This is a genomic window from Streptomyces sp. NPDC042346, assembly GCF_055581845.1.
This window is the reverse complement of the sequence record NZ_JBVJEH010000016.1, coordinates 82,431-106,663: the sequence shown is the minus strand read 5'-3', so window position 1 is coordinate 106,663 and position 24,233 is coordinate 82,431. Positions and strand designations below refer to the sequence as shown.

Here is a 24,233-nt window from a genome sequence, read left to right as displayed (position 1 = left end):
GCTCCACGCTCGTGGCGAGTGTCGATGTGAGCCTGGGAGGGCCGGCCGAGCTCAGGTCACCAGGTCAGGTCAGAACACACGTCGGTGAGAACAGTGGCGGCGGCCGCCGCAAGCGTGAGCACCGTGGCGAAGGCGACGGCTGCACGGGTTAGTGCCGTGGGGTAGGTGGCGCCGTCGAGGCGGGCTAGTTTGCCCGCGCCGGCGGCAGCGAGCAGGGCGATGACGATGATGATCGTGACGGCGAGCAGGAGGACGGCGAGGACCACGGCAGGCTCCCAGTGGACGACGGGTTGCTGGCGTGGTCGAAGGTTTCGCGGCCGGTGTTCACGGGAGTTCGTTCAGCCGATGTCGAACGGCGGCGAACACAGCACGCCAGGTTGCACCGTCCCGTTCGAGCAGTTCCATGTCGGCCGGATTCGGGTTTCACCTGTGCCGATGGGTTCCTCGGGAAGAGAATTTCGAGGCGGAGCTCCGTACTGACCTCGGTGAAGGGCGGGACATGGACGACAGTCCCTTGGATCAGCTGGCGACGCGGCTGCGCACGCTCAGAGTGCAGCGTGGCCTGAGCGTGGAGGGGCTGCGGCTGCGATCCGGTCTGGGGCGCACCACCGTCAGTCAGGCGCTAAACGGCACCCGTGTCCCGTCGGAGGCGACAGTGGCCGCGCTGGCCAGGGCTTTGAAGACGGACTTCGGTCCCTTGTCTCCGTAGTCCAGTGAGGAAAAGGCGGTGGCGGAGGTGGCGGCTCACAGTCCCGGAGCGAAGCCACCAACCTCACCGACTGGACACCGCCGACATCGCTGAGATTGAGCAGGGAACCGCTCTCCACATAGGTGTAGCCCCCTGAAACACCGTAATTCGGCTTCTCGTAAAGGCACGCCAGCTTCGACGTACGGTTCATGACCAACCTGAACGTCCCCGCCCAACTGCCCAGTGTCGGCCGCTCAGTGTTCAAGGGCGAGCAGGGCGGGTATGTCTTCGGCGCCCCGGCGTTCGGCAAGCAGCCCGTCGACAACGAACTCGTCGACCTCGACTCAGAGAAGGAGATCGAGGACCTGATCGTGCGCTTCGCGGGCATGTCGGCCTGTCGGTTTAACGCGAGTGGCCCCTGCGAGAGGAAGCCCGCGGGGCCACGTTCACGGCTGGGTCTGCCGTGGGGCCAGCGTGCCGCCCGTAGGGCTGTCGACGACAAAGTCAGCGGGCATTGCGCCAGCGTCCGGCTGGCCGGGCGGCACGCCGCCTGGGCCGTCGGTTGCTGATGGGCGGGGTCCTTCAGGAGCGGGAGCAGCACGTCGCGCAGTCACACAGGACCCCAGGTATGGCGGCCACCGGGTGTCTCATCACCCTGCCCTCCTGCTCAGCTCAGGTTGCGCTGTACTACTGGGCTTGACCGCTGCGTGAGCGCCGGTGGGCACCGTCGCGGACGGCGCGGAGTCCGTGGCGTCCGGCCCGACTTGGCCGGGTGCCGCGGGCCGTACTGCGGGCGCGGTGGAGGGCGAGGTCGGCCGGGACTCGGAAGCGGTTGTGGGGCTGGCGACGGGGTGCATGTCGTCGGCGAGCAGGTGTGCGAGGAGGATCCCGGTGGCGCGCTGGCTGAGGATGCGCGCGGAGTCGACAAGGCGGTGGTGTTCCCCGGCCGGCAGGGACAGGGCAACGCTGGAGGCTCGGCCGGGAAGGCCGAGTGAGTAGGCCACGCACATCGCCGACTCCGAGTATTCCAGGAGGTCGAACTGGGCCGAGTGCGGGCCTGGGGCGTCGAGCGTTTCGATCAGGGCGCGGCGGCTGGTGATGGTCCGGTCGGTGAGGGCGACGGATGGGTAGCGGATGAGGTGGTCCATGCGGCCGTGGAAGTCGAGCTGGGCCAGCAGGCTCTTGCCCACGGCGCTCGCGTGCGCTGTGTCGCGGAACGGAGCCCATTCGTCGACGGGAGGGGCTGTCGTGCTGAAGGCGGATTCCCTGACCGTGATCTCCCCGTCGGTGTAGGTGCTGACGTAGACGGCTGCGGCCAGCTCGTCGCGGAGCGCGCCGATCGTGTCCTTGAGCAAGGTCTGCTCGGGGTCGTTGCCCGTGGCCAGGGTCATCAGTGGGCCGGGGAAGTGCACGGTGTCCCGGGACTCTACGAAGCCTTCCTTGGCGAGCCAGTTGAGCATCCTTGCGGCGATGTCCAAGGGGATCCGGGCCCGGCGGGCTAGCGCTCTTGTGTCGATGCCGTCGGATGTGTGGACGAGCATGAGCATGTCGCGGGCCCGCTGAGTGAGTTGCCAGCGGGCGGGGACGACGGCGGGGGTGTTGCTGTGGCGGGCCATGTCGGTCAGCACCGCCGGCCGCAGCGCGCTCGCCGACCAGGACGGCTCGCTGCTGCCCAGACCGGGCGCCGGGGCAGCGAGCCGGGGCGGCAGTTGAAGGTCAGGCACGTGAAGGGACAGTCCCCCCGTCAGAGCTGTCAGACGGGGCCGTTCCAGTTCGGGTGAGGCCTCTGGCCTTGGGGTCGGCCCGTATGGCGTGGGCAGGACGGGAGCCGGGACGAGGACGAGGCCTGGCCTGGAGGGCCTTTCGTCGGCCCCGGACTGTTCCGTGTCGGGCTTGTGGGGCCGGGCGGGCTGGAGGCCGGCGGTGGCCTGGGATCGCGGGGTGCCGGGCGAGGCCGGGTGATGTGTTGAGGAGAGCTGGTGGCTGATCTCGTCGATGAACAGCGGGTCCTCTACGAGTGCCGCGGCCGATGCGTCGGCGAGGTTGTCGCCGGTGGCTTTGAGTAGACGGCGGGCGTCGCCGTGGCCGTGCCTGGCGGCCTCCTCGACGAGGAACCACGCTTCGTCTCGCCATTCCTCGCTCGCCCGCAAGACGACGACGGCGAGCCGGAACAGGGCACCGGGGTGCCCGGCCGAGGCGGCTTCGCCGAGGCAGTCGGCCGCGGTGGCCAGCTCACGGCGCAGCAGAGCTTTGGAGCCGAGCCGGTACATCGAGTTGGCGCGTGAGCGCTGCCCGGTGTCGAGCTCGTACAGGTGCGTCAGGGGACCGAAGTCGCCTTGGGGGCGGTCCCAGAAGTCCGGCGGCCCGGAGAGCCGGGTCACGAGCGTCAGTAGCTCGGCCGGCCCTTCGGGCACCGGGCGACCGCCACTGTCCTCGTTGAGGCTCACATCCGTCACCTGTCCTTCCCCCCGTGTTGCGTCTTCTTTCGGTGGCCGTTCCGGATGTGCGCGGCGAGTCTGTCGCGCAGTTCGGACACGGCGGTGTGCCGGTCTTTATGGACCCGATCGGTAGTTATGCCCAGGGTCTCGGCGATTTGCGCATCACTCAGGCCCTGGCTCTGGAACTGCACGACTTTCCGGGGCTGTGTCAGTGGCATGGCGTCGATCGTGGGAAGGACCAGCTCTTCCATGGGCTCGATGGCCTCGAAGGGCTGCCCCTGAGCCGGCACGGTCGGAAGGAGTGCTTCGTCCAGGAGGGCGAGGCGGTTGTGTGCCTTCAGTACGTCCGTCGCCAGGTTCCGTGAGGTCGTCCGCAGGTAGCCCGGAAGGTTGGTCTCCGGGCCGAGTTCACCGGACAGGACCTTGTCCGCCACCCGCATGAATGCCTCGTGAGCCACATCCCGGCATGCCTGGCGCGTGAGCTTGCCGCCCGTCCTTTTGCGCAGGATCAGCGTCTCCGCGGCCAGGAAGGTCTTGTAGGAGGCGGCCAGACGCTGGGCGAGGTCTGGTTCCTCGGCCTCGGGGGACTCCTGAGGAGCCTCGCCTGCTACCACCGGCCGTGCTCCTTCGCCCGCGGCAGCATGGTCCCGTTCCTGCCCACCTTCACGATCACCGAGGGCGAGTGGGGCATCGGTGCGACGACGCTCACCTGGACGGTGATTCCGGCCGTGACGGTCACTGAGTCCTCGGCACATGCGGGGCAGGGGGCACCGTCGTGGTGCTGCGTCGTGGACGCCGCGCGCCGCCGGTCCCAGCACGCCTGCACCGCGACGGCTGCGATCTGCACAACGGCTGCGGCGGCCGGGACGAGGCCAGCCCAGTCCATGGACCACGTCATGTGAGTCGTTCTCCGGTTTCGCTCTGGAGGCAACGCGTGGGATGCGCGCCTTTCGACTCCTTGACGGCCCACCTGACCCTGTTCTCCCCCTGAGATCAGAGAACTCCGAAAGATGGAGGGGCGAGGGTCGCTTCTGATCGAGTTCGATCGACGATCGTCCCTACCGAGTCACCCGCCCTTGTGCAGGGTTGCTGCGCCCAAGGAGGTGGGTGCGCTCCGTTCACGTGGTGGCGGGCGTCGTCGAGCGCAGTGTGGAGTGCCTGCACGAGACGGGCCTGCTTCTGAGCTCGGCCGAGGCTGCCGCCCGGGCGTCCCAAGGCCGGTGACGTCAGCCGTCGAACGGCCTCGTCGCAGGTGACCGCGCCTCGGAGCCGTACCGGATGACCGACGGCCAGGCGCTGGAGAGCCTCGTGGACTTCACTGACGAGGAGGTGGGTGTAGCCGGCCAGTTGGAGGGTCGCCAGCTCGATGTCCGGCGGCGGCGGGGTGCTTTCGCTCTGCCCCCATCCAAGCACCGCAGCGGCCACCTCCTGGAGGCGGTCCCGGTCGAGCGGGATGTCGGCCGCGATGGTTCCGGTGGGGTCGTGCACGAGGGTGCCGTGGCTCATCTGGTGGTCTCCCCCAGCGCCTGGTTCCAGGCGCTGATCGTGTCGGGGGTCAGGAGAACGCATGTCACTCCTCCCCTCGGCCTGACGGGCATTCACGTTCATAGCCTTCTGATTCCTTTCTATGAGCAGCACGATGTGGAACGAACCCGATGTCAGGGTTCGAGCGCGGGGTGGCGGTGAACCCTGACATCGGAATCAGGGCGGCCCCGTAACCTCCGTGCGGCGCGGACACCGGGGTGGGTCCGGCCGCCGTACCTCGTGGCGGCGCGCGGCCTGGTTGCCGGCGGCCGCGCACCGCTGTGGGGTGTGGTGTCGCGGGGTGCACGCAGGGCGGACCGCCGGTGGTGGTGTCTTGTCGGGTGCCAGGCTGGGTGGCCGGTCCGCTATGGGGTACGGACCGGCCGGTTCGAGGGAGTCAGCCGCCGAGGCGGGCTACGGCCTCCTTGAGGACGGTGGCGTTCGCGGCGGGGTCGTGGCTCATGACGAGGCCTTGGTGGGACAGGGCGTCGAGGTGCTCGCGCAGGACGGTGTGGTCGCCGGGGGTGGGCAGCAGGCCGAAGATGTCGGGGTATCGGTCCTCGGTCGTCTCGTCGAAGAAGTCGCCGGGCTGGACGCCGCGGATGCTCTCGGTGAGCCGGGGCGCGGCGCAGGCGGTGATCTGCGGGTAGAGGATGCCGACGGCGTGGCCTTCGTTGGCGAGCGGCATGGACAGCCATGAGGTGAGCTGGTCGGGCCACAGCTGCGGCTTCAGCTCCCCCTTGCCATTTGCCTTCCACAGCGGCTCGCGGCGTCCGGCGAGGAGGGCGTCGGTCACGGTCTGGTGTTGGGTGGGGTGCATCTGCTCGCCGGAGGCGAGGCGGGTGCGGACGGTCTCGAAGAGGTCGAGCGCGTCGAGGAGGCCGAAGCCGAACGCCGCGGCGGACGGCCAGGGCAGGACCTGCACCACGCCGTGATCGTCGACGCGGGCGAACACGCGGTCGTTGGCCAGGAGCTGCCGGCCGGCGCGGGCGAGGGTGAGGGCCGTGGTGGTCTTGCCCGCGCCCTTGTCGCCGAGGGTGAGGATCGTGGCGCCGTCGCCGTCGGTGCTGGTAACGGCGGAGGCGTGGAGGATGGCCCAGCCGTCGTCAAGGAGCTGGGCGCGCAGGAGTTCGCGGGCGAGGCGGGCGGCGGCGGTGGCGATCTCGGTCTCGTCGGTGCCGACGATCCGCAGCAGCTTCCACTCCTCGTCCCAGCGGTAGGCGAGCGACCGGTCCTCCTGGACGGCGGTGACCAGTTGGCCGTCCCGGACGACGAGGAGCTCGGCGCCGGCGTACTCGACGGTCTCCGCGTCGCCCTGCTCGACGACGTCGGCCAGGGCCATCAGCTCGGCCTCGTCGAGGTCGGCGGAGACGGTCGGCCCGTCGATCTGGGTGGTGGGCTCGGCACTCCACCAGCTGCCGAGGTAGCGGGTGGCCCAGTTGGGGACGGTGTCGGTCGTGCTGGTGACGGTGACGGCCTGGCCGTCGGCGGTGGTGATACGTACGGCGCCCATGCGGGTCAGATCTCCTTGATGAGTCGGTAGGCGGTGTCGAGCTTCTCCGTGGCCGCCGTGAGCTGGGCGGACTCGGAGTCGTCGAGCGGCGGTGGACACAGGGCCGGGGTCCCGTCGGTGTAGTGCACGGGCATCCCGAGCCAGACGCCCGTCTCCTGACGGACGGACACCTCGGTCATGCCGTCGGTGAGGCCGAGGCTGTGGGTGAGGGCGTCGAGGGCGGCGCCCGCGGGGCCGAGGCGGGTACGGCCGATGCCGTCGCTGATCCGGCGGGGCCGGGCGGCGAGCTCGGCGCGTACCTGCTGCACAGGGACAGTGACGGGCTCGCCGTGGACGGTGGTGGTGGACGCGCAGATCACGGCGGCATCGCCGTGCTCGCCGATCACGTGCCCGCGGACCGCTCCCACCGGGACGCCGAGATGGCGGGCGAGGGTGAGGTGGTAGCGGGCGGTGTCGGTCGCCGCGCCGATGCCGACGACCCGCCGGCAGCCGCTCCGCTCGGCGAAGAGCCGGGCGAGGACGTCGACGGGGTTGGTGACCATGACGGCGACGCCGGCGTAGCCGGCGAGCTGCCGGGCGAGGTGGACGATGAGCGGCGCGTTGGCGGTGAGCCCGGCCATCCTCACATCCCGCCGGGCCCTGTTGGTGAAGGGGGATCGAGGGGAGAGCACGATGGCGTCGCAGACACCCATGGCCGCCGAGGCGGTGACCGTGACCCGCACGTGGGACCCGGTGACCTGGGTCAGGTCCTCCAGATCGGTGACGAGTCCGCGGGCGCTGGCCTCCGTCCCGGAGGCGACGAACAGTTCGCTGCACCAGCCGGAGGCGACGAGGAGCGCGCCGACGCTCTGCCCGACCGCTCCGGCTCCGATCAGTCCGATCCTCATGTGGCTACCGCCTCTCGTACGCGGGTCAGATACAGGCGCCACCAGGTCGCCGGGTCCTCGGTGGCCGCGAGCGGGGCCGTGGCGTGGTCGAGGAGGTCCGCGACGTGGCGGGCGCGGTCCCTCGCCCCGGCCGCGTGCGCGGACAGCGGCAGGTCGGCCGGGGCGGTGAGGTAGGTGGTCAGGATGTTGAGGGTGTCCATGAGGACCAGAATCACGAGCTCGCGCAGCCACCCGGTCCGCTCGTCGGCGGGCAGGCGGCGGGCGGACGCCCTGACGAACGAGTCGAGCCCGGACAGGACCACGACGGCGGCGGCCGGCCGGCCCGCGACCGTCCCGAGCACCATGCGCGAGACGAGCTTGGCCGTGTCCGCTACCTCGTGACCGCGCATCAGCCCGGGGTCGAGATACACCGGCCGGCCGCCTTCCACGGGGAAGGTCGCATGCTCCGGCTTGAGGTCACCGAAGACGACCCTCCCGGCCGGGGTGGAAGGGACCCGGCGGGACCGGCGCAGCCGGGCCACCACCGTGTCGAGGACCTCACCGTGCCCGGTCTGCCGCAGATAGAACCCGCCGCTCAGGCCGTTGAACTTGCGGGCGAACGTACCGGAGATGCCGCGCTCGCGGATCGGCGCGCTCTCCACCGCTTCGGCGACACCCTCGCGGGCGAGACCTTCGGCGACGTCCCGCACGACCAGGCCGAGCAACTCGCGCGTACGGCCGGGCTCGGCCTCGATCAGGTCCGCGAGCGTCGGCCCGGCCACCGGCTCGGTGAAGAGCACTCCGCGGGCATACCCGGCGAGCGGGACTGTGCAGAGTCCGGCGGGCCCGGCCAGGGCCCGCAGTTGCGCGGCCTCGCGCTCCATGAGTGAGCCGGGCGAGACCAGATAGGCGGCCTGACGAGCTCGGACGGTGCCGAGGTCACCACACGCCCCGCGCAGCACCGACACCAGCGACACCCCGCAGACGGACGCCTTCGCATACAGGTCGCGGCCGTCGACGGTGAGGCGCTGCACGTAGCTGGTGACGCTCGGCGTCACCGGACCCGGCAGCACATCGGCCCCCGCCCACACGGACCGTGCCGCGGTGAGCACCTGTTCGCCCGCCATCGCGAGCACGTCAGCCGCCGCTGGGGGCATCATGCGAACCACCCGCCCACCAGGGCCGGGGCCATGGCCGCCAGCGGCCTGGGCAGGCACACGCACCCGACGGCGGGCATCGCGGCGAGGGTATAAAGGACGGAGCCGGGGCCGGTGATGCTCACCGCCTCTGGGGCGTACCCGCCGGTGCTGAGCCGATGGGCGACGTCCTCGTGCCCCATCCGGTCCTCGCCCCAGAGGCGCAAGGTGGCCGAGGGAAACGGACGGGGGTCGTCGGGGTTGTCGTCGGGGTTGTCGTCGAGGCGATCGGCCAGCCGCTCGGCCGCCGCCGTCAGCCGCCGCACTGCACCCGCCGACGTCGGGGCGACATCGCGCGCCAGGAGCCAGATGTACGGGTCGGCCAGCGTCCCGGCCCACGTCTCGCAGTGGATCACGGCCGCACCGCCCTGACCCGCACGTAGGCACTGGGGCCCATGCCGTGCTGGGCGGCGCCGGTCTCATCGTGCGTCTCGACGTGCGTCAGGCCGCGGGGGTCGAGGTCCCCGCAAGCGTGTCCCTGTAGCGCGATCACGGTGATCGTGGCGTGTCCGTCGGCGTAGTCCGAGACGACGATCACGCGGTCGCTCACGGCCTGGTCGGTGATGTGTTCGGTGAGTTCGCGGGCCAGGAGGGTCAGTCGCTCGACGTCCTCGGCGGACAGACCCCAGGTACCGAACGCGACACCCGTCGTGAACCCGACTCTGCGGGGCGTGCTGCGGCCGTCAGCGGGGAAGTGGAGTGTCTGCCGGAGGCGGGCGGGGCGGGCTGTATCGGCCGGAACCTGTGTGCCACCCGGGGGCCGGATGCCCTCCGGGGGCACCCAGGTCAGGCGGCGGGAGAGAGCGCCCATCATGCGGCCTCCCGCCCGGTGCCGGCGGCCGACGCGGCACGCAGAGCGTCACTCAGGGCGTCGGGGTTCATGAGCCGAGGGCGCAAGCTCGGGGCCTGTACCCACCGACGCTCGGGGATCTGTGGGCCGCCCGGCCGGGGGGCGGCGATCCACCACGGCGGGCCGAGGGCGGTGGTGCCGGGAACGTCCCACGTCGTGTGGGTGCCCGTGGGCACCCACACGTAGGCGTACCCGGCGCCGAGGTCGGCGAGGATCGGGACCTGCGTCCACGCCTCGCGCCGGTGCTCGGCGGCGCCGGTCAGCTGGTGCTGCGGCATGGCGATGACGTCCCATAATGCGCCGACGGGCAAGAGGGCGTAGGTGCCGTGCAACCACTCGTCCCAGACCGCCCATGTCGAATGGTGGGCCGTGGCCAGCCAGTGGGCTCCGAAGTCGGAGGCGTCGCGCTTCATGAGCTCCTCCAAAGGGTCGGGCAGTTGCCGCAGACCCGCACCGCGTAGCCGAGCCGGGCGCCTTCGGCTCCGGAGTGCACGTAGGCGTATCCGCCGTCGCGGGTGAGGTGGGGCGAGCCGCAGCCTGCCGCGCAGGTCTGGGCGTGTAACTGGTCGCGCTGGTCGGCCGTGAGGCCGGAAGGGTCGTGCACGTCGGCTCGGATGTCTGCCGACGTCGCGCTTCGTGCGGTCATGGGTGCGTCGGTCCCCTCGTGTCCGATGGCTCAGCAGGGATTGCACCTACGGTCACGATGCGTGATTCACCGCACACGCCCAGGTGCTACTTGAAACACTGCCATTGAATTTCAATGACGGGAACCCAAATAGCTGAACTTCCCCCTTCTCGGGGACAAGCTTGAGCGAGGACCACACGATGGCGACTGCCGCGTACCCTGCGGATGTTGATCGAGCACATGCCGGAAAACCGCGCTACGGCTCAGGCAGAGGGGTGGACATGGCGACACGGGGAACAGCGGCAGGGCCCGCCAGTCGGATGCAGATCGCCCGCGGACTCCGGCAACTCATGGACGCCCAGGGGCTGACGCAGGGCGACGTAGCGCGCTCCGCCGAGGTGTCCTCCGGCACCGTCAACCGGTACCTCATGTGGCAGGACCGCAGCGCCCTCAAGATCCCGACCCTGCGGGCCATCGCGAAGGCCGCCGGCGCGACCGCCGATCAGACCGAGATCCTTGTCGAGCTCGCCCGGTCCCAGTCCGACGGCTGGTGGATGGACAACGCCCAGGCGGCGCCCTGGCTGAACGCGCTGCACGCCTTCGAGGAGATCGCGGAATACGAGTATGTCTGGGCGACGTCGCTCGTCCCCGGCCTTGCCCAGACCCCGTCGTACGCCCGTCATCTCCACGAGCAGCAGGATCCGCGGGCGGACGCGGCGGTCATCGACGCCCGGGTCGAGGCCCGGATGAGGCGTCAGCAGATCCTCGACCGCGAAGACATGAGACTGACGATCATCCTTGATCAGGCCGTACTGAAGCGGCGGGTGGGCTCGGCGGCGGTGATGGCCGAGCAGATAGACCACCTGCGACACCTCGCGGAGCGCCCCCGGGTCAGGGTCCAGGTCCTCCCCTTCGACGTCGGAGCCCCTGACGCCGGCAGCGGCGGGCACTTCCTGATCCTCGGCCGGGAGGATGTCGCCGAGCCGGTCAACAGCATGTCGGTGGTCTACCTCGAACTCCACCGCCGCGGTATGTACCTCGATGACCCCGCCGATGTCACCGACTACAAGATCATGTTTGATGACCTGCGCAGCCAGGCGGCCGACAAGGGCCGCACATTGGACCTGCTCACCACCGCACGATCGGAGTACGACGCATGAACGCCGCCAAGCCCCCCGCCCAGTTCGCCGCTGACGCCTGGTTCAAGGCATCGGCAAGCGCCGCGCAGAACGAGTGCGTCGAGGTCAACACGAGCGCACCCGCCGTCGTCGGCGTACGAGACTCGAAGGCGCCGGGCGGACCGGTCCTCACCTTCGAGCCGGCCGCCTTCACCGCCGCGGTCGACGCCGTCGCCTCCGGCGTTCTGTAGCAACGCAGCAGCGCGTAGGGGGCCGTCCTCTCCAGGACGGCCCCCGTCGTGCTACTGCGTAGGTCACGAAGGCCTGCCGTGCGGGGAGCCTGAACTGATCAGCGTATGAGCAGCAGGCCCGTGCGAGCACCGCGTGGTTGCAGTCGGGTCAGCTGGCCGCGCGGGGGCGATTGCGTGCCCAGCGCTGGAGGTCGCCGACACGGTAGAGGAGCTCCGTTCCTCGTTTGCCGGCTGGCGTCGGGAACTCGGGGTCGTTGGCGCGGGCCCAGCGCAGCGCGGCAAGGGTGACAACGTTTAGGTTCCTCTGAGCTTCGCGCAGTGAGACCAGCTCGTCCTCAGGCGGCTGCGCCCCTGTGTCCGGTTCACCCTCCCGCGCGTGAGGTGGGTGTTGTTCGCCGGGGTCAGGTTCGGTCGCCGCCTTCCGAAGGGTGATCGGCTGCCCGTTGCCCGGGCTCCCGGCCATGGCCCAGGCGCGGGCTTCGGCTTCGGAGAGGTTGAGGATCTGGGTCTCTCGGGCCGTGCCGCCGAGGACGACTTGGACGCGGCCGGGGTGCCGGGTCGATTTCGGGGCGGGGTGGACCTCGGGGACGAGCATGCGCCAGGCGTTGAGGGTGTAGCGGACGAGGATGCGGGTGGAGAAGTTCTCCCGCATCTCCGGGCCGCCCAGCGCACGGGCGGTGGCCGATTGGGCGACGAGCAGGACGTGGAGGCGTACCTGCCGGCCCATGAAGAGGATCTCGGCGAGTGCGTCGATCGCGGGCGAGGTCTTGGGGTCGCCGCTCTCTCGGATCTTTTCCCAGTAGCGTTTGAGCTGGGCCATGGTGGCGTTGATCTCTTCGAGCAGGATGACGTTGCGGGGGCCGACCAGCTCGGGTTCGGAGGCCAGGACGTCGTCGCCGAGTTCTTCGGCGAGCCGGATCCGGCGATGCCCCTCCGCGCCGAGATGGAGTAGGGCGTCGTGGATTTCGGCGATGTCGCGGCAGTAGTTGACGCCGGGGATGCCGCGGGCCCAGGTGTGGCTGATGCGCTTGAAGTCGAGGATGTGGGCCTGGGCGCCGTTGTGGAGGAATTGACTCGCGATCGTGCGCAGGATGGTGGACTTGCCGCCGCCGGTGCCTGCGGAGATCAGGACGTGCGGGGAGTCGTGGTCGAGGTCGACGGAGACGGTCTTGCCGCCGGCGCCGAGGCCGATCAGCGGGGCGGACTCGGGCCTGGAGGCGAGGAGGTCGCGTACGCCGGGGTCGGCCAGGCCGAGGGCGGTGGGTGGGCGGTGCTTCTTTCTGATGGTGACGTGGGTGTCGCGTCCGGCGAGCCGCCAGGAGAAGGAGGCGTTCTCCAGGGCGAGTTTCTGCAGGACTACCTCGGCGATCTCCTCGCGCTTGAAGCGCAGGTCCACCGGAAGGTCGATGCGGATCTCGGCGTCGTCGTCGGTGAAGTTAGCCGGAACGTGGAGGTAGCTGCGGGGGGCGGTGTGCTCGGAGATCCCGAGCGGGCCGACGAGCGCCTGGTGCAGGGGCTCGACCCACTCGTTCATCAGCTCGCGGCCCTCCCGGGTGGCCGCCCGATAGGCGATGCCTCCGGCGGCCGTGGACAGGGCGACAAACGGGCTGCCGTACATGAGGGCTTGGGCAAAACCGTCGGGGTGCTGCAGGTATACGTAGCCGCCTCCGGCCGCCGCTGCGAGTACGCCGAGTCGGATCGCGAGACGCTGCCAGCCTGGCCGGTAGGAGGATCGGCGTACGGGGGCGTCGACGTTCTTCGTCTGTACCCGGGTGCCCGGGCGCCAGAACGTGGCGTCGGTGCGCTGCACTCCATCGAGATCCTGCCCGGTGAACAACCGCCCGGCGGCGGTGGCCAGGTTGTCCAGAGCCTCGTCGAGGCCGTGGGAGGGCGAGGAAGGGGGCATCAACGGCTCCTTCGAGCGGGGGCATGGATGCCCTCACTCTTCGGGGCAGCGCTCACCAGCGGGCTGCCCACCTGGTGCGTTCCGCCGTCACGAAGACGTAACTCCTCATGGTGAGTTCCATGGTGACTCCGGCTCCGCTGGCTTGAGCCGTCGGGGTTCAGTGGGCACCGAGCCGGCCGGTGGGGCCTCGACGCGTGCGCGCTGCTGTGCGACGTGCGCGTTCTCACCACCAGCCGACAGCCTCTGGACGTGGCGGGCGAGCGCACTGTGCCGATCGTGCCGCTACCGACGGGCGACGCGCTGGAGTTGTTCGCGCAGCGTGCGGCGTTGGTCGTGGCCCGGCTTCAGCGTGGACGACGGCAACCGGGAACAGCTGCGGGCGCTGGTGGGTCGGCTCGACGGGATCTCGCTCGTGCTGGAGCTGGCCGCTGTGCGGCTGCGCACCGTGCCCCTGGCGGAACTCGTGGCCCGTCTGGACGAGGGGTTCGACGTGCTGACGGCGGGACGCCGTGGCGCGCTCACCCGGCACCAGACCCTGCGGACGGCGATCGACTGGTCGCACGAGCTGTGCACTCCGGCAGAGCGGCTGCTGTGGGCGCGACTGTCGGGTGGCGCCGGGCCGCGCCGGCCTGGTGAGCGCCCGATCTTCACCCGGCTTGCCGCACCGACCGGGACCGGCAAGCGGAGAGCCCCTCCAGCCGAAGCGGGGTGGGGTCGCGGCGGGCTACTTGATGAAGGCGTTGGCGACCGCGATCGCCAGGCCGATCGCCGCGTCCGCCGCACCGACCAGGACGGCGGAGCGCCGCCGGTAGCCGGAGCGCAGCGCGGCCAGCGTTCCCCATGCTCCTAGGAGCAAGGTGTTCATGCCGAGCCCGAACGTGGTCACCGGGTCCTGCTCCCAGTGCGCGGCCCCGGCGAGGAAGAGAAGCAGCACCGTGGGCAGCGATGCCACTACCACCGGCCACTCCTCGGCCAGTGCGGTGACAAGCCGCCGCCAGCGGACCGCCGCGCTCCCCGTGTGATGGGTGGCCATGTGGTGCGCATAACCATGGGTCAGGCCCGCGGCCAGTGCCGTTACCAGGATCCACACAGCGTCGTAGGCCGGCGTGAATCGCTCGCCCTCGCTGTGCAGCGCCGCGAGCAACGCACTGGCCAGAACGGTCCCGTATACGCCGCCAAACATCCAATTTCGCATGAAAATCAATGATACGAGGATCAATACGGCCCAGCGCCGGGGCGTCGCGTCAATCACATCCCGAGGGCGGGTCCTGGGGGAGGTGACCCACGTGACTTTCGCCGGCGGGCTTCTTTATCGCGAGTGCCGCATGCACACCGCACCCCTCACGGACGCCATGGGCGGATACCGAGCTACATCAGGCGCTGCGGTGGGTGAGGCGTTCGTAGATGGCTTCGGTTTCGGGTTCGGTGCTGACGTCGAGGCGCCGGTTGATGGTGAGGATGGCCTCGTAGGCGGCGCGGACGCCATTGTGGTTGCCGGCCTGGTCTTCGATGAGCATCCAGTCCTGGTAGAGGAGTTCGGCACTGTCGTCGATGTCGAGGCCTTGGCGTACGGCGCGGCGGGCGGCATCGAGGTCGGGGCGGGGGCCCGTGCGGTGCCAGGTGGCGAGGGTGTGGGCGGTGTCGGTGATGCGGACGAGGATCTCCTGGACGCGGGCGGCGGCCCAGCCGGGCGGGGTACTGCCGAAGGGGTAACCGCGGACGAGTGCGAGGGCGGCTTCCAGATCGCGGATCCCGGTCGAGGGTCCCTTGGTCAGGCCTCGTTCGGCGAGCGTGGTGAAGCGGTCCCAGTCGCAGCGGACCTTGGGCGAGAGCTTGTAGATGCCGGTGCGGTCCCTGGGGAGGTAGAGCGCTCCGTCCGGGTCGGTGCCGAGCTGGTTGCGCAGCTGGGAGATCCGGGTCTGGAGGGTGGGCTTGGTCCAGGGGGAGCGCGGGTCCATGGCCTCGCGGACGGTGTCGGCAGAGCTGGGCTTGAAGTAGAGGTAGGAGGCGAGCTGGGCAAGTTTCGGGCCGTGTCCGGTGGAGGCGATCCCGGTGACGGCGACCGGTCCGAGGATCTGGATCTCGGGGGCGTGCAGATCGACCGTGTCGGCCGGCTCTTCCACGTCGGCAGCGGGGTTGGCCTCGTCGGGTTCCTCAGCGGTGCCGGAGCTGGACGGGGCGTCGGTCTCGGCCTCGGTCGCTTCGGCCGGGTCGTCTGTCGTTGCCTGCGTGGTGAGGGTGGGCGCGGGGGCTGGGATCGTCTCGGGTTCGGCTGCCGGTGCGGGCAGCGTCGGGACGGAGGCCAGGGGCCATGTGGCGGTGAAGGCGGCGAACGGCGTGGAGGGCAGGGCAGCGGGGCCGGCCTCGCCGTTGTCGGTGATGTCGGCGAGGACGGGTGGGACCGCCTTCCACGGGCCGTCGGCAGATTGGGCGGGGGCCTCTGCCTGGCGCAGCAGGTCGAGGAAGTCCTGGTAGTCGGTCTCGGGCAGTGACTGCACGATCAGGTCGGCGTCGAGGGCGTCGACGTGCTGGGTCCGGGTGGTTCCGACGGCGAGTTGTACGGCGTCGTCGAAGGCCCCGAAGGCGCCTGCGGTGCCCTGTGCGGGCAGGACGAGGGCGACGGGCAGGTCGCGGGCGGCGGTGAGGGTGTCGGCCAGTATCCGGGCCTCGTCCTGTTCTATGTCGGCGGCGCACACCAGGGTCCAGGGCAGGCGGTCGGGGGCGTCGTCGCCGTCGGCGGTCTGCCGCTGTTCCAGGAGGAGTTCGGCGAGGTCGGTGCGGGCGGCCTTGAGGTGGGGGACGGCGCGCATCCGGCTCTGTGGGAGGAGGCCGGGTAGTTGGTCGCCGAGGCCGACGGTGATGATCTCGGAGTGGTCGCTCCAGGTGCTGGTGGCGGCTTCCAGAGCGAGGACGCGGGCGGTGTCGCGTACGGCGTCGGGGGTGCCGTCGAGGAGGAGGACGCGGGAGAGGGTCAGGTTGATGAGGAGGTGGTTGTCGTCGGGGTCGGTGCCGAGGGTGATCAGGCCGGGGTAGGGGGCGGGGACGCGGGCTGCTTCGTCGGCGTCGAGGAGGGGTTGGGTGCGGTCCAGCGTCCAGCGTCCTGGGGCCGTCTCGGTGAACGGGGCGCACGCTTGGGCGCTCGTGTGGTCGGCGCCGTCTTCGGCGGTGTCGGGCGAGTGGAGGAGGAGTTCGACCGAGCGGGCGGTGATGCGGGCGCCGGCCACGGCCGGGAGTCCTTGGCCCTGCTCGGTGGCGTGGTGGGCGAGGGTGCGCAGGGCGAGGTCGAGGAGTTCGAGGCTGCCCGGGTCGGCGGCCGCGTGCAGGGTCTGCTCGGCGGTGGTGTCGGTCGTCGCGGGGAGTTCGCCGGGCTGGCGGCGTCGTCGCTGGAGCATGCGCTTGAGCCCGAGGGTCACGAGCAGGCTTCCGGCCGCGAGCATCCCGAACGCGGTGACGTCCTGGACCCCGATCCCGTCTTCGGCCTCATTGTCGGCGACCGCTTCGGGGGCGGGCGGGACAGATCCGGTCGAGCGCTCGGGGGTTGGGGTGGCGGTGTCGGGAGCGGTTTCGCCGGGCTGGGCGGGCACGGTGGGGGCGGGGGCCGCTGTCACCGGGCTGGTCGGCTTCGACCGGGCGGGTGGCTTCGCCGGGGAGGCCGGGGGCGGGGAGGCCACGGTCGGCTTTGCGGTCGGAGCGACGGTGGCGGTGGGCGGTGCCTTCGGCGTCGCGGGAGGGGGTGCGCCGCCCGGTCGGGCTGACGAGCCCGGTGCCGGGGCGGCCGGGGTGGGCTTGGACGGGGGCGTGTCGGCGGCGGGCCGGTCGTCTTCGGGGCGGGAAGTGGGTGGCGGGGTCGGGGTGTCAGAAGCTTCTGACGGGGCGGTCGTGTGCGGGATGGTGAGGGTCAGGCCGGCCTGGATCTTGTCCGGGTCGGTGAGCCGGCTGCCGTCCGGCTGCCGTGCTCCCTTGTTCGCCTCGAAGAGTTCCTCGTACCGATCGCCGTCCCCGAGTTCCTCGGCGGCGACCGTCCACAGGGTGTCTCCGCCCTGCACGGTGTAGGCCGTGGTGCCAGCTTGCCGGAGCGGGGGGCTGGGGGCGTCGGTGTGGGGGGTTGGGGTGTCGGGCAGGGCGAGGACCCAGCCGGGCTGGATGGGGGCGTCGGCGTGGAAGACGGTGCCGTCGGCCATCCGCTTGCCCTCGTTGATGTCGGCGATGTTCGTGTAGAGCTCGCCGTGTCCGTAGAGCTTCTCGGCGATGCTCCACAGGCTCTCGGCCGGCCGCGCGTCGCGGACCGTGTAAGTAGGAGCCGCTACTCGCTCGGTACCGGCCGTCTCAGCGTGCTCGGCAGGAGTCCCTGCCGTGGTCGGGTGAACGGTCTCGGCCGTCGCCGTCGTCGTGGCGGTGGTCGGCGTGGCGAGGGCGGGGGTCGCGGAGGCGAGGGTGCTGGAGGCGAAGAGGACGAGGATCCCGGAGACGAGGGTGCCGGCGGCGCGCTGGGACAGGCGCAGTCCGGGAAGGGTCGGGGCGCGGCGGCCGCGGAGCTGGGCGGGGATCTCCAGCAGGACGGAGAGGGTGAAGCCGGCCCAGGCGATCCAGCCGATCGTGCACAGGGCGAGCATGAAGGCGGCGCCGGTGTCCTGGCGGGTGAACAGGTGGGCGATGGCGTCGGTGCCCTGGGCCCAGACGGCGGTGGTGGTGGCGTAGAGGAGCCAGGGCAGGCCGGCCATGAGGGCGGTCAGGACGGCGGTGGAGAGCAGTGCGCGCAGCAGGCGTCGCCCGAGAAAGCGGGGAGCGGGCATCAGCAGTCAGTCCTTCTCGGGTCGGGTGGTGCCGTGCAGCAGGGTGGCGGAGCTGGTGGCGGCGAGGGTCCAGGTCTTGGGGACGAATACGCCGCGGTAGGTGCCGGTTGCCCGGATGGTGATGCGGCGGCCGCCGTCGGAGACGCTCACGGTGCCGTGGGCCCCGGCCTTGCTGAGGTAGGCGCGGGCGGCGGAGGCGGCGGTGGCGGGGTCGGCGACGACGCCTTCGCCGGTGACGGCGCGGGCGGGGTCGATGGCCTGGGCGGCTGCGCGGGCGGCTTCGGTGGCGATGCCGTCGGTGCGTTCGTGGGCGCGGGTGATGCCGAAGGCGTCGACGGCGAGCAGGCCGCCGAGGAAGAGCAGGGGGACGGTGATGATGGCGACGAAGGGGGAGATCGCGCCGCGGTCGTCCTTCCAGTTCCACCGTCTGGGGTGTTTGGGGCTCATCCGCGTTCCCGGTAGGCGTCGACGATCGAGGTGAAGGAGGAGGTCATCGTGCGTACGTCGGGGCCGCCGCCGAGGAGGAGCAGGTCGCCCAGGGGGACGGTGCACGAGACGGTCACGGTGACCGAGGAGACCTGGCCGAGTTCGGCGCCCAGGCCGCTGGTGTCGGTGGTGACACGGGTGGTGGAGCAGGCCTGGTTCCGTTCGCCGAGGGCGTCGGCGGCCGCGCGGCGGGCGGCTGACTGTCCGGCGGCGGGGGTGCGTTCGAGGGAGGCTGCGCGGGCGGCGGCCTGGGCGGCGGCGTCGGTCTTCTGCCCGGCGAGCGAGAGGCGGCCGCCGGCGATGACGACCAGGGTGATCGCGATCAGGAGGGGGACGACGATCACCGCCTCGATCGCGGCGTCGCCCCGGTCGCCGTCTCGTTGTGCGGCTCGGCGGAGCCGGTGGAGGGTGGTGCGCATCATCTGTCTCCTGCGGTGGTCCACCGCTCGACGGGGCCGGACGCGGACGCGCTGACCGACCAGCCGGCCATGCCGGGGACGAGGGAGAACGCGCGGCCCTGGACGGTGATGCTGATGCGGTCGGTGGTGCTGCCCGTGGTGGATATGTGGGTGTCGGCGAAGAGACCGCCGCCGAGCGTGTTGAGCGCTGCGCGTGCCTTGGCCGCTCCTTCCCCGGCCCCTGCCCCGTACATGCGGCCCGCGGAGACGCCTTCGCGGGCGGCGGTGGCGGCGACGTTGTGGGCGTAGGCGACGAGGAAGCCCTGCACCATCGCGAGGATCAGCAGGATCACGACCGGGAAGAGGATCGCCACCTGGAGCGGTGACGATCCCCTGTCGCGATCGGCGGGGACGGTGAACACGATGCGTCTGGGCTTTCGGATTCAGCCGCCGAGGATGCCGCTGAGCTTGCCGTTGGCCCGCGAGTACGCGAGGGCCAGGCCGCCGGCGATGATGACGGCTCCGGCGACGGCAGCGACGATGATCACCACGGTGGAGATCGGGCTGTCGCCGCGGTCACCACGGGCCTTGACCTCCTGGAGGCGTTCTTCGAGGCGGACGCGGATCGTCCAGGCGCGGGTGGTCACGGCGGCCTGGGCGCGGAGCATCGGGCTGGTCTTCATGAGGTGGGTTCCCCCTTCGGGTGGTGCGGTCGCTGTGGGTCAGATGGAGAAGATGTTGAGGACCGCCGGGAACGCCATCGCGATCATGACGATCACGGCGAGCAGAGCGGCGGGGGTGTGGAGTTTCTCGCTGTCCGCATTGGCCCGGGCGGCCTCCGCGGTCAGGAGTTCGTCGGTGAGGCTCTTGGCGCGGTTGCGCAGGGTGTCGTAGACGGAGGCGCCGTCGTCGGAGGACAGCCGCATGATGTCGGCGACGTCGTTGAGGACGGGCAGGCGTAGCTGGGTGCCGAGGTCGGCGAGCGCCTGCCACGGGGAGGACTTCTCCGTGCGGGCGCGCAGGAGGGCTTCCTGGAGTCGGGTGAAGGCCCAGCCGTGGCCGATGCGGGCGGCGTCCTCCAGGGCCTGGTCGGCGGCGACGTTGGAGGCCATGCGGGTGGCGACCAGGTCCATCCAGGCTGCGGCGGCGTGGGCGAACTCGGTGCGGGCCTTGGCCGCTTCGCTCGCGACGGCCCAGTCGGGCACGAACCACAAGGCGGCGGCGAGCAGCAGGCCGGCGGCGGCGGGGATGAAGAAGGGGACGGGCAGGCCCATCAGGAGCCAGGCCACGGCCGGGACGAGCGGGGCGAGGAGGCCGAGGAGGGCGAGGGCGGTCTTGTTGGTGAAGAACTGCTCGGGTGTCTGGTGGAGCAGATCGAGGTCGGCGCCCGGTACCCGTCCGGGCATCCGTTCCGCGAGGCGTCCCGCCCACGCGGCGCCCGCGGCGTTCGTACGGCTCGGCTGCTGGTCGCCGGGGCGGGCGAGGGGCGGGTCGAGGCGGCGCAGTGCGGGCCCGAGGCGGGGTGCGGAGGGCGTGAGTTCGCGTACGAGGAGGGCGATGCCCGCGCCGGTGGCGGCTCCGCAGATGATCAGGGCGGTCTGGCTCATGGGGCCGGCACCTCCGCGGGTTCGGCGGGGCCGGGCTGTTCGACCTGGCTGCGCGGGTCGTTGATGAGGAAGCGGGGTACCGGCTGGTGGCTGGCGAGCTTGCGGGTCCACCACAGGACCGCGGCGAACGCGGCGCCGAGGAGCGCGAGGACGAGCTGGCCGAGGAGGGTGGCGTACGGGGCGGTGTAGGGGATGAGGAAGCCGGCCACGACCAGGGCCATGCAGATGAGAGTCATGGTGCGCATCGCGGTGCGGGACTTGGCCCGGTCGGCCTCGATGCGGCGGCGTGCGGCGACTTCCTCGCGGACCTGGGCGGCGACGTCTTCCAGGACCTGGGCGAGGCCGGGGCCGGGGTCGACCGCGCACAGCATCAGGGCGGCGCAGGCCTTGTCGCCGGTGACGTCGTCGAGGCGGCCTGCGAAGTCGCGGAGCGCGTCGACGGGGAGCCAGCCGGCTTTCAGCTTGTCGGCGAGCTCGCCGACCTCGTCCTCGATCGCCGGGGGCGGGTTCTTCCGGCTGGTGATCAGGGCCTGTTCCAGGGCGAAGCCGAGGCGGAGGATCTCGGACAGGCGCTGGGTCCAGTCGGCGAGTGCCTCCAGTTTGGTGATCCGGCCCTTCGCGGAGGTCGCTGAGGTCAGGAGCCACGGCACTCCGATCACGGAGCCGCCGAGGAGGACCGCGGCGACGAACACGCCGGAGATCAGCCACACCATGGCCGTCGTGGCGCAGGCGGCGGCGAGCAGGGCGCGGCGGCGGGCGGTGCGCTTGGGTCCGTCGGGGCCGCCCGACCACTGCGCCCGCCACCTAGCCATGCGGCCCTGGCCCTTCGGGGCGGTGGTGCCGATCGTGGCGACGGCGGCGGCCACCAGGCCGCCGGCGAGCATGGCTCCGCACAGGGTCCACCACAGGGCGCCCATCACAGCCCCCTGTTCCAGGCCGCGGCCTGGTCGAGGACGTGGGTGGAGAACCCGGCCAGCTCCAGGCGCCGGCGCGAGCGGGGTGAGAGCGGGGCGGCCGGGGCGGCGCGCAGGTCTTCCTCGGAGGCGGGGCGGAAGATCTCGTTGTAGGCGGGGCGGCCGTTCTCGCCGATGCCGGTGATCTCCCATACGTGGCTGACGAGCCGGCGCGGGGCGGGGCCGGACTCGTCGACGGACATAAAAACAACGAAGTGCAGACCGTTGGCGATCTGCCGGTAGGCCAGCTGCTCGGAGAAGTTGCCCCGGGCCAGGAGGTAGAGCTCGGCGATGCGGTCGAAGACGACATGCGGCTCGGAGGCGTGCATCGTGCACATGGAGCCGGGCCGGTCGCTGGTCAGGGCCTGCATCATGGCGGTGATCTCCGGGCCCCGGACCTCACCGACGACGACGCGCTTGAGGGACATGCGCTTGGCCCGGTACATCAGGTCGAGCAGCGTGATCTCGCCGACCGCGCGGCCGTCGACGCGCTCACCGTTGGACTCGCGGGCCTCCATCGGCACGACCTGCGTGTGGTAGCCGTTCTGGTGGGCCCACAGCTCGAACTCGGTCTCCACCGTGCCGAACCGCTCGTGCTGCGGGATCTCCCGCAGGAGCGCCCGCATCAGGGTCGTCTTTCCCGACGACTGCTCGCCGACGACGATCACGTTGCGCCGGGCCCGTACGCAGGCGCGGAGCAGGGCGGCGACGGTGGTGTCCATGGCGCCGGCAGTGACGAGGTCGTCGAGGGTGGCGTTCTGCAGGCGGTGGCGGCGGATCGTGACGAACGTCCGTGCGCCGGTGATCTCCGGGTGCAGGGCCTGGAGCCGGGACCCGTCAGGCAGGCGGATCGCGGCGTCGGGAGACGCGGTGGAGAACGTCCGGCCGGACTGCCCGCTGTTGCGGATCAGGTCGCGTACCAGCTCTTGGAGCTCTTCCTCCGATTCGGCGACCGGCTCGGCCGCGACGGGCTCACTGTCGCCGCTGTACTTGAGGAACACCCGGTCGTGCCCGTTGATCCAGATGTCCTCCACCCGCTGGTCGTCGAGGTGGCGCTGCAGACGGCCGGAGCGGAAGAGCATGTCGAAGACGAGCGCGGCCAGCTGCTGCTCTTCGCCGGCCGTGACCGTACGAGAGGTACGGGCCGCGTCGCCCCACACCGCGACCCGCTCGTTGATCAGCGCCCGGGCCCGGTGCTCACGCACCGCGCCGACCAGGGCGCGGTTCATCTTCGCCTCGGCCAGGAGTAAGTCGTTGACCTGGCGTTTGATCTCACCGGCCGCGCGGGCGTCGACCCGCACCTGCGGTAAGGCGAGCGGGTTGACCATCGCCGGGGCGGCGGCCTGCCCACCGTGCCGCGCAGCGAACGCCGCGGCCGTCAGGCCCGGCTGTACGGCGGCGCCCGGGCCGGGAGCGCGAGCCGGAACCTGGGGCGGGTTGGCGGGCGGGGGGACAGCTACGGGGTACATCGGGTCAGCGCGCACCGGGCACTCCCCTCAACAGACGCTGCTGCAACGGGGAGGTGACCCGAGCGCGCCGGGAGGCGACTGATTGCCGGATCGGACTCGACGCGTCCCGCGCGGCGCCCATCAGCTTGCCCGTCATGAAGCCGCGGCCTTCAGGCGCGCCGTCGGACAGCACGGCCGCCTCCTCCGGCCGGTAAGGCAGCCCGGCGACGACCCGTACGCCCAGTTCGTCCTCGACTTCACGCGGCCCGTACGGTCCCTGGCGGATGAGGAGGATCCCGAGCGCCCCCGCCCCCTGGCCGGAGTCGCCGTCCATCAGGGTGCCCAGCGCCTGAATGCGGGAGCGGGCGGCGTGCATACTCCGCAGCGTTCCGCGCATCACCACCAAGACGGTGTCCGCGCGCAGCGCGAGAACTCCGGCCGGGCCGAACGCACCGGCGCGGCCGAGGTCGACGATGACATCGTGGTCGTGGGCCTCGATCCCGGTGAACAGGTCAGCGAGCTGCCCCCACACAGGGGCCAGGCTGGAAGCCTGGTGCATCGCGGTCAGCCCGGGCAGCAGCAGCCGGTTGCGCTCCGACCGCTTCTCATCGTTCTCCAGAGCGATCAGCTGCGGCCAGAACGCGGTGACCAGATCCTGCGTACGGGAAGACTCCGTCAGGTTCCGCAGGCCCCGGTCGGCGACCACCGCGCTCTGCAGTGCGCCGGGCAGGACGGCTCCGCCGTCCGGGTCGCACTCCGCGAGCACCAGACGCCGGCCCCCCTCCAGCGGCCAGGTCCGCAGCAGCGCAAGCGCCGTACTCGTCACCCCCGGAGCGCCCGGGAGACCGACCAGTGTGATCACGGCCATCAGGACTCCCCCGGCCCGTCCACGACCAGAGCCACGTTCCCGGTCGCCGCCTGCGCCGCGAGCGCGGGCCCGAACTGCGAGGGCACCGCGACGTCGACGACCTGCTCGCCGGTCGTCTGCTGCCGCTCCCCCACCCGTACGATCCGGGCAGCGATCTGCTGCGGGCCGGCCCCCTCGCCGGTCTTCTCTCCAGGGATCTGCCCGTCGGCGGGGGTAGAGACGACCAAGACCTTGTCGCCGGGCGAGAGGCGGCTCGCAGGCATCTGCGAGGCCTTCAGCCCGATACCGACCAGCCGCTCCCCCGGCTTGACCAGCGTGCGGGTGGTGACCTGGCCCTGTGTCAGCAGAGCGCCCGGCGTCAGGGCGACGGAGGCCCGCTTGCCGACCACCTTCTCCCGCTCGGAGGCCAGGACCGGCTTCAACGCCGGATCGAGCTGGACCGCCGCCTCGATCAGGTCGGAGTCCTTGATGACATCCCCGGCCTCAACGCCCTTGGCCACGGCGAGAACCGGGGTCCGCTCGCCCGTCGCCTGGAAGGCGAGGAACCCACCACCCCCACCCGCCGCGATCAGAGCGATCGCCAACGCGTACATGCCGGGACGCCGCCGGCGGGAACGGAAGCCGACCGCCGCGCCCGGGACCTGGGAGTGCGTCGGCTGCGCGGGCACCTGGCCCGGGCCGGCCGGAACAGCCGTCTTGCTCACG

29 protein-coding genes and 1 pseudogene are annotated in these 24,233 nt (G+C 71.3%); 5 read left to right on the top strand and 25 right to left on the bottom strand.

The features are described from left to right. Window positions 1-56 precede the first annotated feature (56 nt). Window positions 57-266, bottom strand: coding sequence for a hypothetical protein (locus tag ACZ6K0_RS41910; protein WP_469235920.1), 210 nt, complete (start codon window positions 264-266; stop codon window positions 57-59). A gap of 137 nt (window positions 267-403) precedes the next feature. Between ACZ6K0_RS41910 and ACZ6K0_RS41905 the strand changes: the two genes are divergently transcribed. Next, entirely contained in the window at window positions 404-709 is a 306-nt protein-coding gene (locus ACZ6K0_RS41905; protein ID WP_469235971.1) for a helix-turn-helix domain-containing protein, read from the top strand. On the opposite strand, the gene ACZ6K0_RS41900 is transcribed toward ACZ6K0_RS41905, so the two are convergent. After that, window positions 612-899, bottom strand: a complete 288-nt coding sequence (locus ACZ6K0_RS41900; protein WP_469235918.1) for a hypothetical protein — start codon at window positions 897-899, stop codon at window positions 612-614. The genes ACZ6K0_RS41905 and ACZ6K0_RS41900 overlap by 98 nt on opposite strands. Between ACZ6K0_RS41900 and ACZ6K0_RS41895 the strand changes: the two genes are divergently transcribed. Continuing rightward, window positions 898-1,257: a hypothetical protein gene (locus ACZ6K0_RS41895; RefSeq protein ID WP_469235916.1), complete on the top strand. Its 360-nt coding sequence runs from the start codon at window positions 898-900 to the stop codon at window positions 1,255-1,257. The genes ACZ6K0_RS41900 and ACZ6K0_RS41895 overlap by 2 nt on opposite strands. 81 nt (window positions 1,258-1,338) lie before the next feature. Here ACZ6K0_RS41895 and ACZ6K0_RS41890 read toward each other — a convergent pair whose 3' ends face one another. The 11 genes from ACZ6K0_RS41890 to ACZ6K0_RS41840 all read right to left on the bottom strand — a co-directional run bounded on the left by ACZ6K0_RS41890 (window position 1,339) and on the right by ACZ6K0_RS41840 (window position 9,721). Next, the gene (locus tag ACZ6K0_RS41890; RefSeq protein WP_469235914.1) at window positions 1,339-3,144 is read right to left on the bottom strand and encodes an IclR family transcriptional regulator domain-containing protein; all 1,806 of its coding nucleotides are present in this window, start codon (window positions 3,142-3,144) and stop codon (window positions 1,339-1,341) included. Next, entirely contained in the window at window positions 3,141-3,740 is a 600-nt protein-coding gene (locus tag ACZ6K0_RS41885; protein ID WP_469235912.1) for an RNA polymerase sigma factor, read from the bottom strand. The genes ACZ6K0_RS41890 and ACZ6K0_RS41885 overlap by 4 nt, the downstream gene beginning before the upstream one ends. Beyond that, window positions 3,734-4,012 (bottom strand): hypothetical protein, encoded by a 279-nt coding sequence (locus ACZ6K0_RS41880; RefSeq protein WP_469235910.1) that lies wholly within the window; start codon window positions 4,010-4,012, stop codon window positions 3,734-3,736. The genes ACZ6K0_RS41885 and ACZ6K0_RS41880 overlap by 7 nt, the downstream gene beginning before the upstream one ends. A gap of 107 nt (window positions 4,013-4,119) precedes the next feature. Beyond that, a complete protein-coding gene (locus tag ACZ6K0_RS41875) occupies window positions 4,120-4,632 on the bottom strand; it encodes a DUF6415 family natural product biosynthesis protein (RefSeq protein WP_469235908.1) in 513 nt (170 codons plus the stop codon). Between the two features lie 415 nt (window positions 4,633-5,047). Further along, complete coding sequence (locus ACZ6K0_RS41870; RefSeq protein ID WP_469235906.1) at window positions 5,048-6,163, bottom strand: hypothetical protein; 1,116 nt, start codon at window positions 6,161-6,163, stop codon at window positions 5,048-5,050. Between the two features lie 5 nt (window positions 6,164-6,168). Further along, window positions 6,169-7,050 (bottom strand): lactate/malate family dehydrogenase, encoded by an 882-nt coding sequence (locus ACZ6K0_RS41865; RefSeq protein ID WP_469235904.1) that lies wholly within the window; start codon window positions 7,048-7,050, stop codon window positions 6,169-6,171. Next, complete coding sequence (locus tag ACZ6K0_RS41860; RefSeq protein ID WP_469235902.1) at window positions 7,047-8,189, bottom strand: phosphotransferase; 1,143 nt, start codon at window positions 8,187-8,189, stop codon at window positions 7,047-7,049. Before ACZ6K0_RS41860 ends, ACZ6K0_RS41865 begins: the two co-directional genes overlap by 4 nt. Continuing rightward, window positions 8,186-8,581, bottom strand: a complete 396-nt coding sequence (locus ACZ6K0_RS41855; protein WP_469235901.1) for a hypothetical protein — start codon at window positions 8,579-8,581, stop codon at window positions 8,186-8,188. The genes ACZ6K0_RS41860 and ACZ6K0_RS41855 overlap by 4 nt, the downstream gene beginning before the upstream one ends. Continuing rightward, window positions 8,578-9,039, bottom strand: a complete 462-nt coding sequence (locus ACZ6K0_RS41850) for a hypothetical protein (protein WP_469235899.1) — start codon at window positions 9,037-9,039, stop codon at window positions 8,578-8,580. Before ACZ6K0_RS41850 ends, ACZ6K0_RS41855 begins: the two co-directional genes overlap by 4 nt. Beyond that, window positions 9,036-9,488, bottom strand: coding sequence for a hypothetical protein (locus tag ACZ6K0_RS41845; RefSeq protein WP_469235897.1), 453 nt, complete (start codon window positions 9,486-9,488; stop codon window positions 9,036-9,038). Before ACZ6K0_RS41845 ends, ACZ6K0_RS41850 begins: the two co-directional genes overlap by 4 nt. Beyond that, complete coding sequence (locus tag ACZ6K0_RS41840; protein ID WP_469235895.1) at window positions 9,485-9,721, bottom strand: hypothetical protein; 237 nt, start codon at window positions 9,719-9,721, stop codon at window positions 9,485-9,487. Before ACZ6K0_RS41840 ends, ACZ6K0_RS41845 begins: the two co-directional genes overlap by 4 nt. Window positions 9,722-9,981: 260 nt before the next feature. On the opposite strand from ACZ6K0_RS41840, the gene ACZ6K0_RS41835 reads away from it, so the two are divergent. Beyond that, window positions 9,982-10,860, top strand: coding sequence for a Scr1 family TA system antitoxin-like transcriptional regulator (locus ACZ6K0_RS41835; RefSeq protein WP_469235893.1), 879 nt, complete (start codon window positions 9,982-9,984; stop codon window positions 10,858-10,860). Next, a complete protein-coding gene (locus tag ACZ6K0_RS41830; RefSeq protein WP_469235891.1) occupies window positions 10,857-11,069 on the top strand; it encodes a DUF397 domain-containing protein in 213 nt (70 codons plus the stop codon). The genes ACZ6K0_RS41835 and ACZ6K0_RS41830 overlap by 4 nt, the downstream gene beginning before the upstream one ends. A gap of 148 nt (window positions 11,070-11,217) precedes the next feature. On the opposite strand, the gene ACZ6K0_RS41825 is transcribed toward ACZ6K0_RS41830, so the two are convergent. Continuing rightward, a complete protein-coding gene (locus tag ACZ6K0_RS41825) occupies window positions 11,218-12,975 on the bottom strand; it encodes a pRL2-11 (RefSeq protein ID WP_469235889.1) in 1,758 nt (585 codons plus the stop codon). A 186-nt stretch (window positions 12,976-13,161) separates the two neighbouring features. Between ACZ6K0_RS41825 and ACZ6K0_RS41820 the strand changes: the two are divergent. Then, window positions 13,162-13,594, top strand: a pseudogene (locus tag ACZ6K0_RS41820) (LuxR family transcriptional regulator); the annotation flags it as partial. Between the two features lie 105 nt (window positions 13,595-13,699). On the opposite strand, the gene ACZ6K0_RS41815 reads toward ACZ6K0_RS41820, so the two are convergent. From ACZ6K0_RS41815 to ACZ6K0_RS41765, 11 genes are all read right to left on the bottom strand, one after another. Further along, a complete protein-coding gene (locus tag ACZ6K0_RS41815; protein ID WP_469578706.1) occupies window positions 13,700-14,227 on the bottom strand; it encodes a hypothetical protein in 528 nt (175 codons plus the stop codon). Between the two features lie 121 nt (window positions 14,228-14,348). Then, the gene (locus ACZ6K0_RS41810) at window positions 14,349-17,768 is read right to left on the bottom strand and encodes a LysM peptidoglycan-binding domain-containing protein (RefSeq protein WP_469235885.1); all 3,420 of its coding nucleotides are present in this window, start codon (window positions 17,766-17,768) and stop codon (window positions 14,349-14,351) included. A gap of 6 nt (window positions 17,769-17,774) precedes the next feature. Continuing rightward, the gene (locus tag ACZ6K0_RS41805; protein ID WP_469235883.1) at window positions 17,775-18,215 is read right to left on the bottom strand and encodes a pilus assembly protein TadG-related protein; all 441 of its coding nucleotides are present in this window, start codon (window positions 18,213-18,215) and stop codon (window positions 17,775-17,777) included. After that, window positions 18,212-18,676, bottom strand: a complete 465-nt coding sequence (locus ACZ6K0_RS41800; RefSeq protein WP_469578704.1) for a TadE/TadG family type IV pilus assembly protein — start codon at window positions 18,674-18,676, stop codon at window positions 18,212-18,214. Before ACZ6K0_RS41800 ends, ACZ6K0_RS41805 begins: the two co-directional genes overlap by 4 nt. After that, window positions 18,673-19,074: a TadE family protein gene (locus ACZ6K0_RS41795; protein WP_469235879.1), complete on the bottom strand. Its 402-nt coding sequence runs from the start codon at window positions 19,072-19,074 to the stop codon at window positions 18,673-18,675. Before ACZ6K0_RS41795 ends, ACZ6K0_RS41800 begins: the two co-directional genes overlap by 4 nt. 21 nt (window positions 19,075-19,095) lie before the next feature. Continuing rightward, window positions 19,096-19,335, bottom strand: coding sequence for a hypothetical protein (locus ACZ6K0_RS41790; protein ID WP_469235877.1), 240 nt, complete (start codon window positions 19,333-19,335; stop codon window positions 19,096-19,098). Window positions 19,336-19,374: 39 nt separating this feature from the next. Next, entirely contained in the window at window positions 19,375-20,259 is an 885-nt protein-coding gene (locus ACZ6K0_RS41785) for a type II secretion system F family protein (protein WP_469235875.1), read from the bottom strand. Beyond that, the gene (locus tag ACZ6K0_RS41780) at window positions 20,256-21,176 is read right to left on the bottom strand and encodes a type II secretion system F family protein (protein WP_469235873.1); all 921 of its coding nucleotides are present in this window, start codon (window positions 21,174-21,176) and stop codon (window positions 20,256-20,258) included. The genes ACZ6K0_RS41785 and ACZ6K0_RS41780 overlap by 4 nt, the downstream gene beginning before the upstream one ends. Then, window positions 21,176-22,681, bottom strand: a complete 1,506-nt coding sequence (locus ACZ6K0_RS41775; RefSeq protein WP_469235871.1) for a CpaF family protein — start codon at window positions 22,679-22,681, stop codon at window positions 21,176-21,178. The genes ACZ6K0_RS41780 and ACZ6K0_RS41775 overlap by 1 nt, the downstream gene beginning before the upstream one ends. A 4-nt stretch (window positions 22,682-22,685) precedes the next feature. After that, complete coding sequence (locus ACZ6K0_RS41770; RefSeq protein ID WP_469235869.1) at window positions 22,686-23,528, bottom strand: hypothetical protein; 843 nt, start codon at window positions 23,526-23,528, stop codon at window positions 22,686-22,688. Next, complete coding sequence (locus tag ACZ6K0_RS41765) at window positions 23,528-24,232, bottom strand: SAF domain-containing protein (protein WP_469235867.1); 705 nt, start codon at window positions 24,230-24,232, stop codon at window positions 23,528-23,530. Before ACZ6K0_RS41765 ends, ACZ6K0_RS41770 begins: the two co-directional genes overlap by 1 nt. Window position 24,233: the final 1 nt, after the last annotated feature.

Excerpts from the sequence above, each read along its gene's own strand:
- ACZ6K0_RS41835 (WP_469235893.1), top strand. The coding sequence starts at position 9,982 with ATGGCGACACGGGGAACAGCGGCAGGGCCCGCCAGTCGGATGCAGATC.
- ACZ6K0_RS41825 (WP_469235889.1), bottom strand. The coding sequence starts at position 12,975 with ATGCCCCCTTCCTCGCCCTCCCACGGCCTCGACGAGGCTCTGGACAAC.
- ACZ6K0_RS41840 (WP_469235895.1), bottom strand. The coding sequence starts at position 9,721 with ATGACCGCACGAAGCGCGACGTCGGCAGACATCCGAGCCGACGTGCAC.
- ACZ6K0_RS41880 (WP_469235910.1), bottom strand. The coding sequence starts at position 4,012 with ATGGACTGGGCTGGCCTCGTCCCGGCCGCCGCAGCCGTTGTGCAGATC.
- ACZ6K0_RS41775 (WP_469235871.1), bottom strand. The coding sequence starts at position 22,681 with ATGTACCCCGTAGCTGTCCCCCCGCCCGCCAACCCGCCCCAGGTTCCG.
- ACZ6K0_RS41850 (WP_469235899.1), bottom strand. The coding sequence starts at position 9,039 with ATGATGGGCGCTCTCTCCCGCCGCCTGACCTGGGTGCCCCCGGAGGGC.
- ACZ6K0_RS41830 (WP_469235891.1), top strand. The coding sequence starts at position 10,857 with ATGAACGCCGCCAAGCCCCCCGCCCAGTTCGCCGCTGACGCCTGGTTC.
- ACZ6K0_RS41770 (WP_469235869.1), bottom strand. The coding sequence starts at position 23,528 with ATGGCCGTGATCACACTGGTCGGTCTCCCGGGCGCTCCGGGGGTGACG.
- ACZ6K0_RS41790 (WP_469235877.1), bottom strand. The coding sequence starts at position 19,335 with ATGAAGACCAGCCCGATGCTCCGCGCCCAGGCCGCCGTGACCACCCGC.
- ACZ6K0_RS41860 (WP_469235902.1), bottom strand. The coding sequence starts at position 8,189 with ATGATGCCCCCAGCGGCGGCTGACGTGCTCGCGATGGCGGGCGAACAG.
- ACZ6K0_RS41845 (WP_469235897.1), bottom strand. The coding sequence starts at position 9,488 with ATGAAGCGCGACGCCTCCGACTTCGGAGCCCACTGGCTGGCCACGGCC.
- ACZ6K0_RS41875 (WP_469235908.1), bottom strand. The coding sequence starts at position 4,632 with ATGAGCCACGGCACCCTCGTGCACGACCCCACCGGAACCATCGCGGCC.
- ACZ6K0_RS41785 (WP_469235875.1), bottom strand. The coding sequence starts at position 20,259 with ATGAGCCAGACCGCCCTGATCATCTGCGGAGCCGCCACCGGCGCGGGC.
- ACZ6K0_RS41900 (WP_469235918.1), bottom strand. The coding sequence starts at position 899 with ATGAACCGTACGTCGAAGCTGGCGTGCCTTTACGAGAAGCCGAATTAC.
- ACZ6K0_RS41800 (WP_469578704.1), bottom strand. The coding sequence starts at position 18,676 with ATGATGCGCACCACCCTCCACCGGCTCCGCCGAGCCGCACAACGAGAC.
- ACZ6K0_RS41870 (WP_469235906.1), bottom strand. The coding sequence starts at position 6,163 with ATGGGCGCCGTACGTATCACCACCGCCGACGGCCAGGCCGTCACCGTC.
- ACZ6K0_RS41865 (WP_469235904.1), bottom strand. The coding sequence starts at position 7,050 with ATGAGGATCGGACTGATCGGAGCCGGAGCGGTCGGGCAGAGCGTCGGC.
- ACZ6K0_RS41805 (WP_469235883.1), bottom strand. The coding sequence starts at position 18,215 with ATGAGCCCCAAACACCCCAGACGGTGGAACTGGAAGGACGACCGCGGC.
- ACZ6K0_RS41780 (WP_469235873.1), bottom strand. The coding sequence starts at position 21,176 with ATGGGCGCCCTGTGGTGGACCCTGTGCGGAGCCATGCTCGCCGGCGGC.
- ACZ6K0_RS41895 (WP_469235916.1), top strand. The coding sequence starts at position 898 with ATGACCAACCTGAACGTCCCCGCCCAACTGCCCAGTGTCGGCCGCTCA.
- ACZ6K0_RS41905 (WP_469235971.1), top strand. The coding sequence starts at position 404 with ATGTCGGCCGGATTCGGGTTTCACCTGTGCCGATGGGTTCCTCGGGAA.
- ACZ6K0_RS41810 (WP_469235885.1), bottom strand. The coding sequence starts at position 17,768 with ATGCCCGCTCCCCGCTTTCTCGGGCGACGCCTGCTGCGCGCACTGCTC.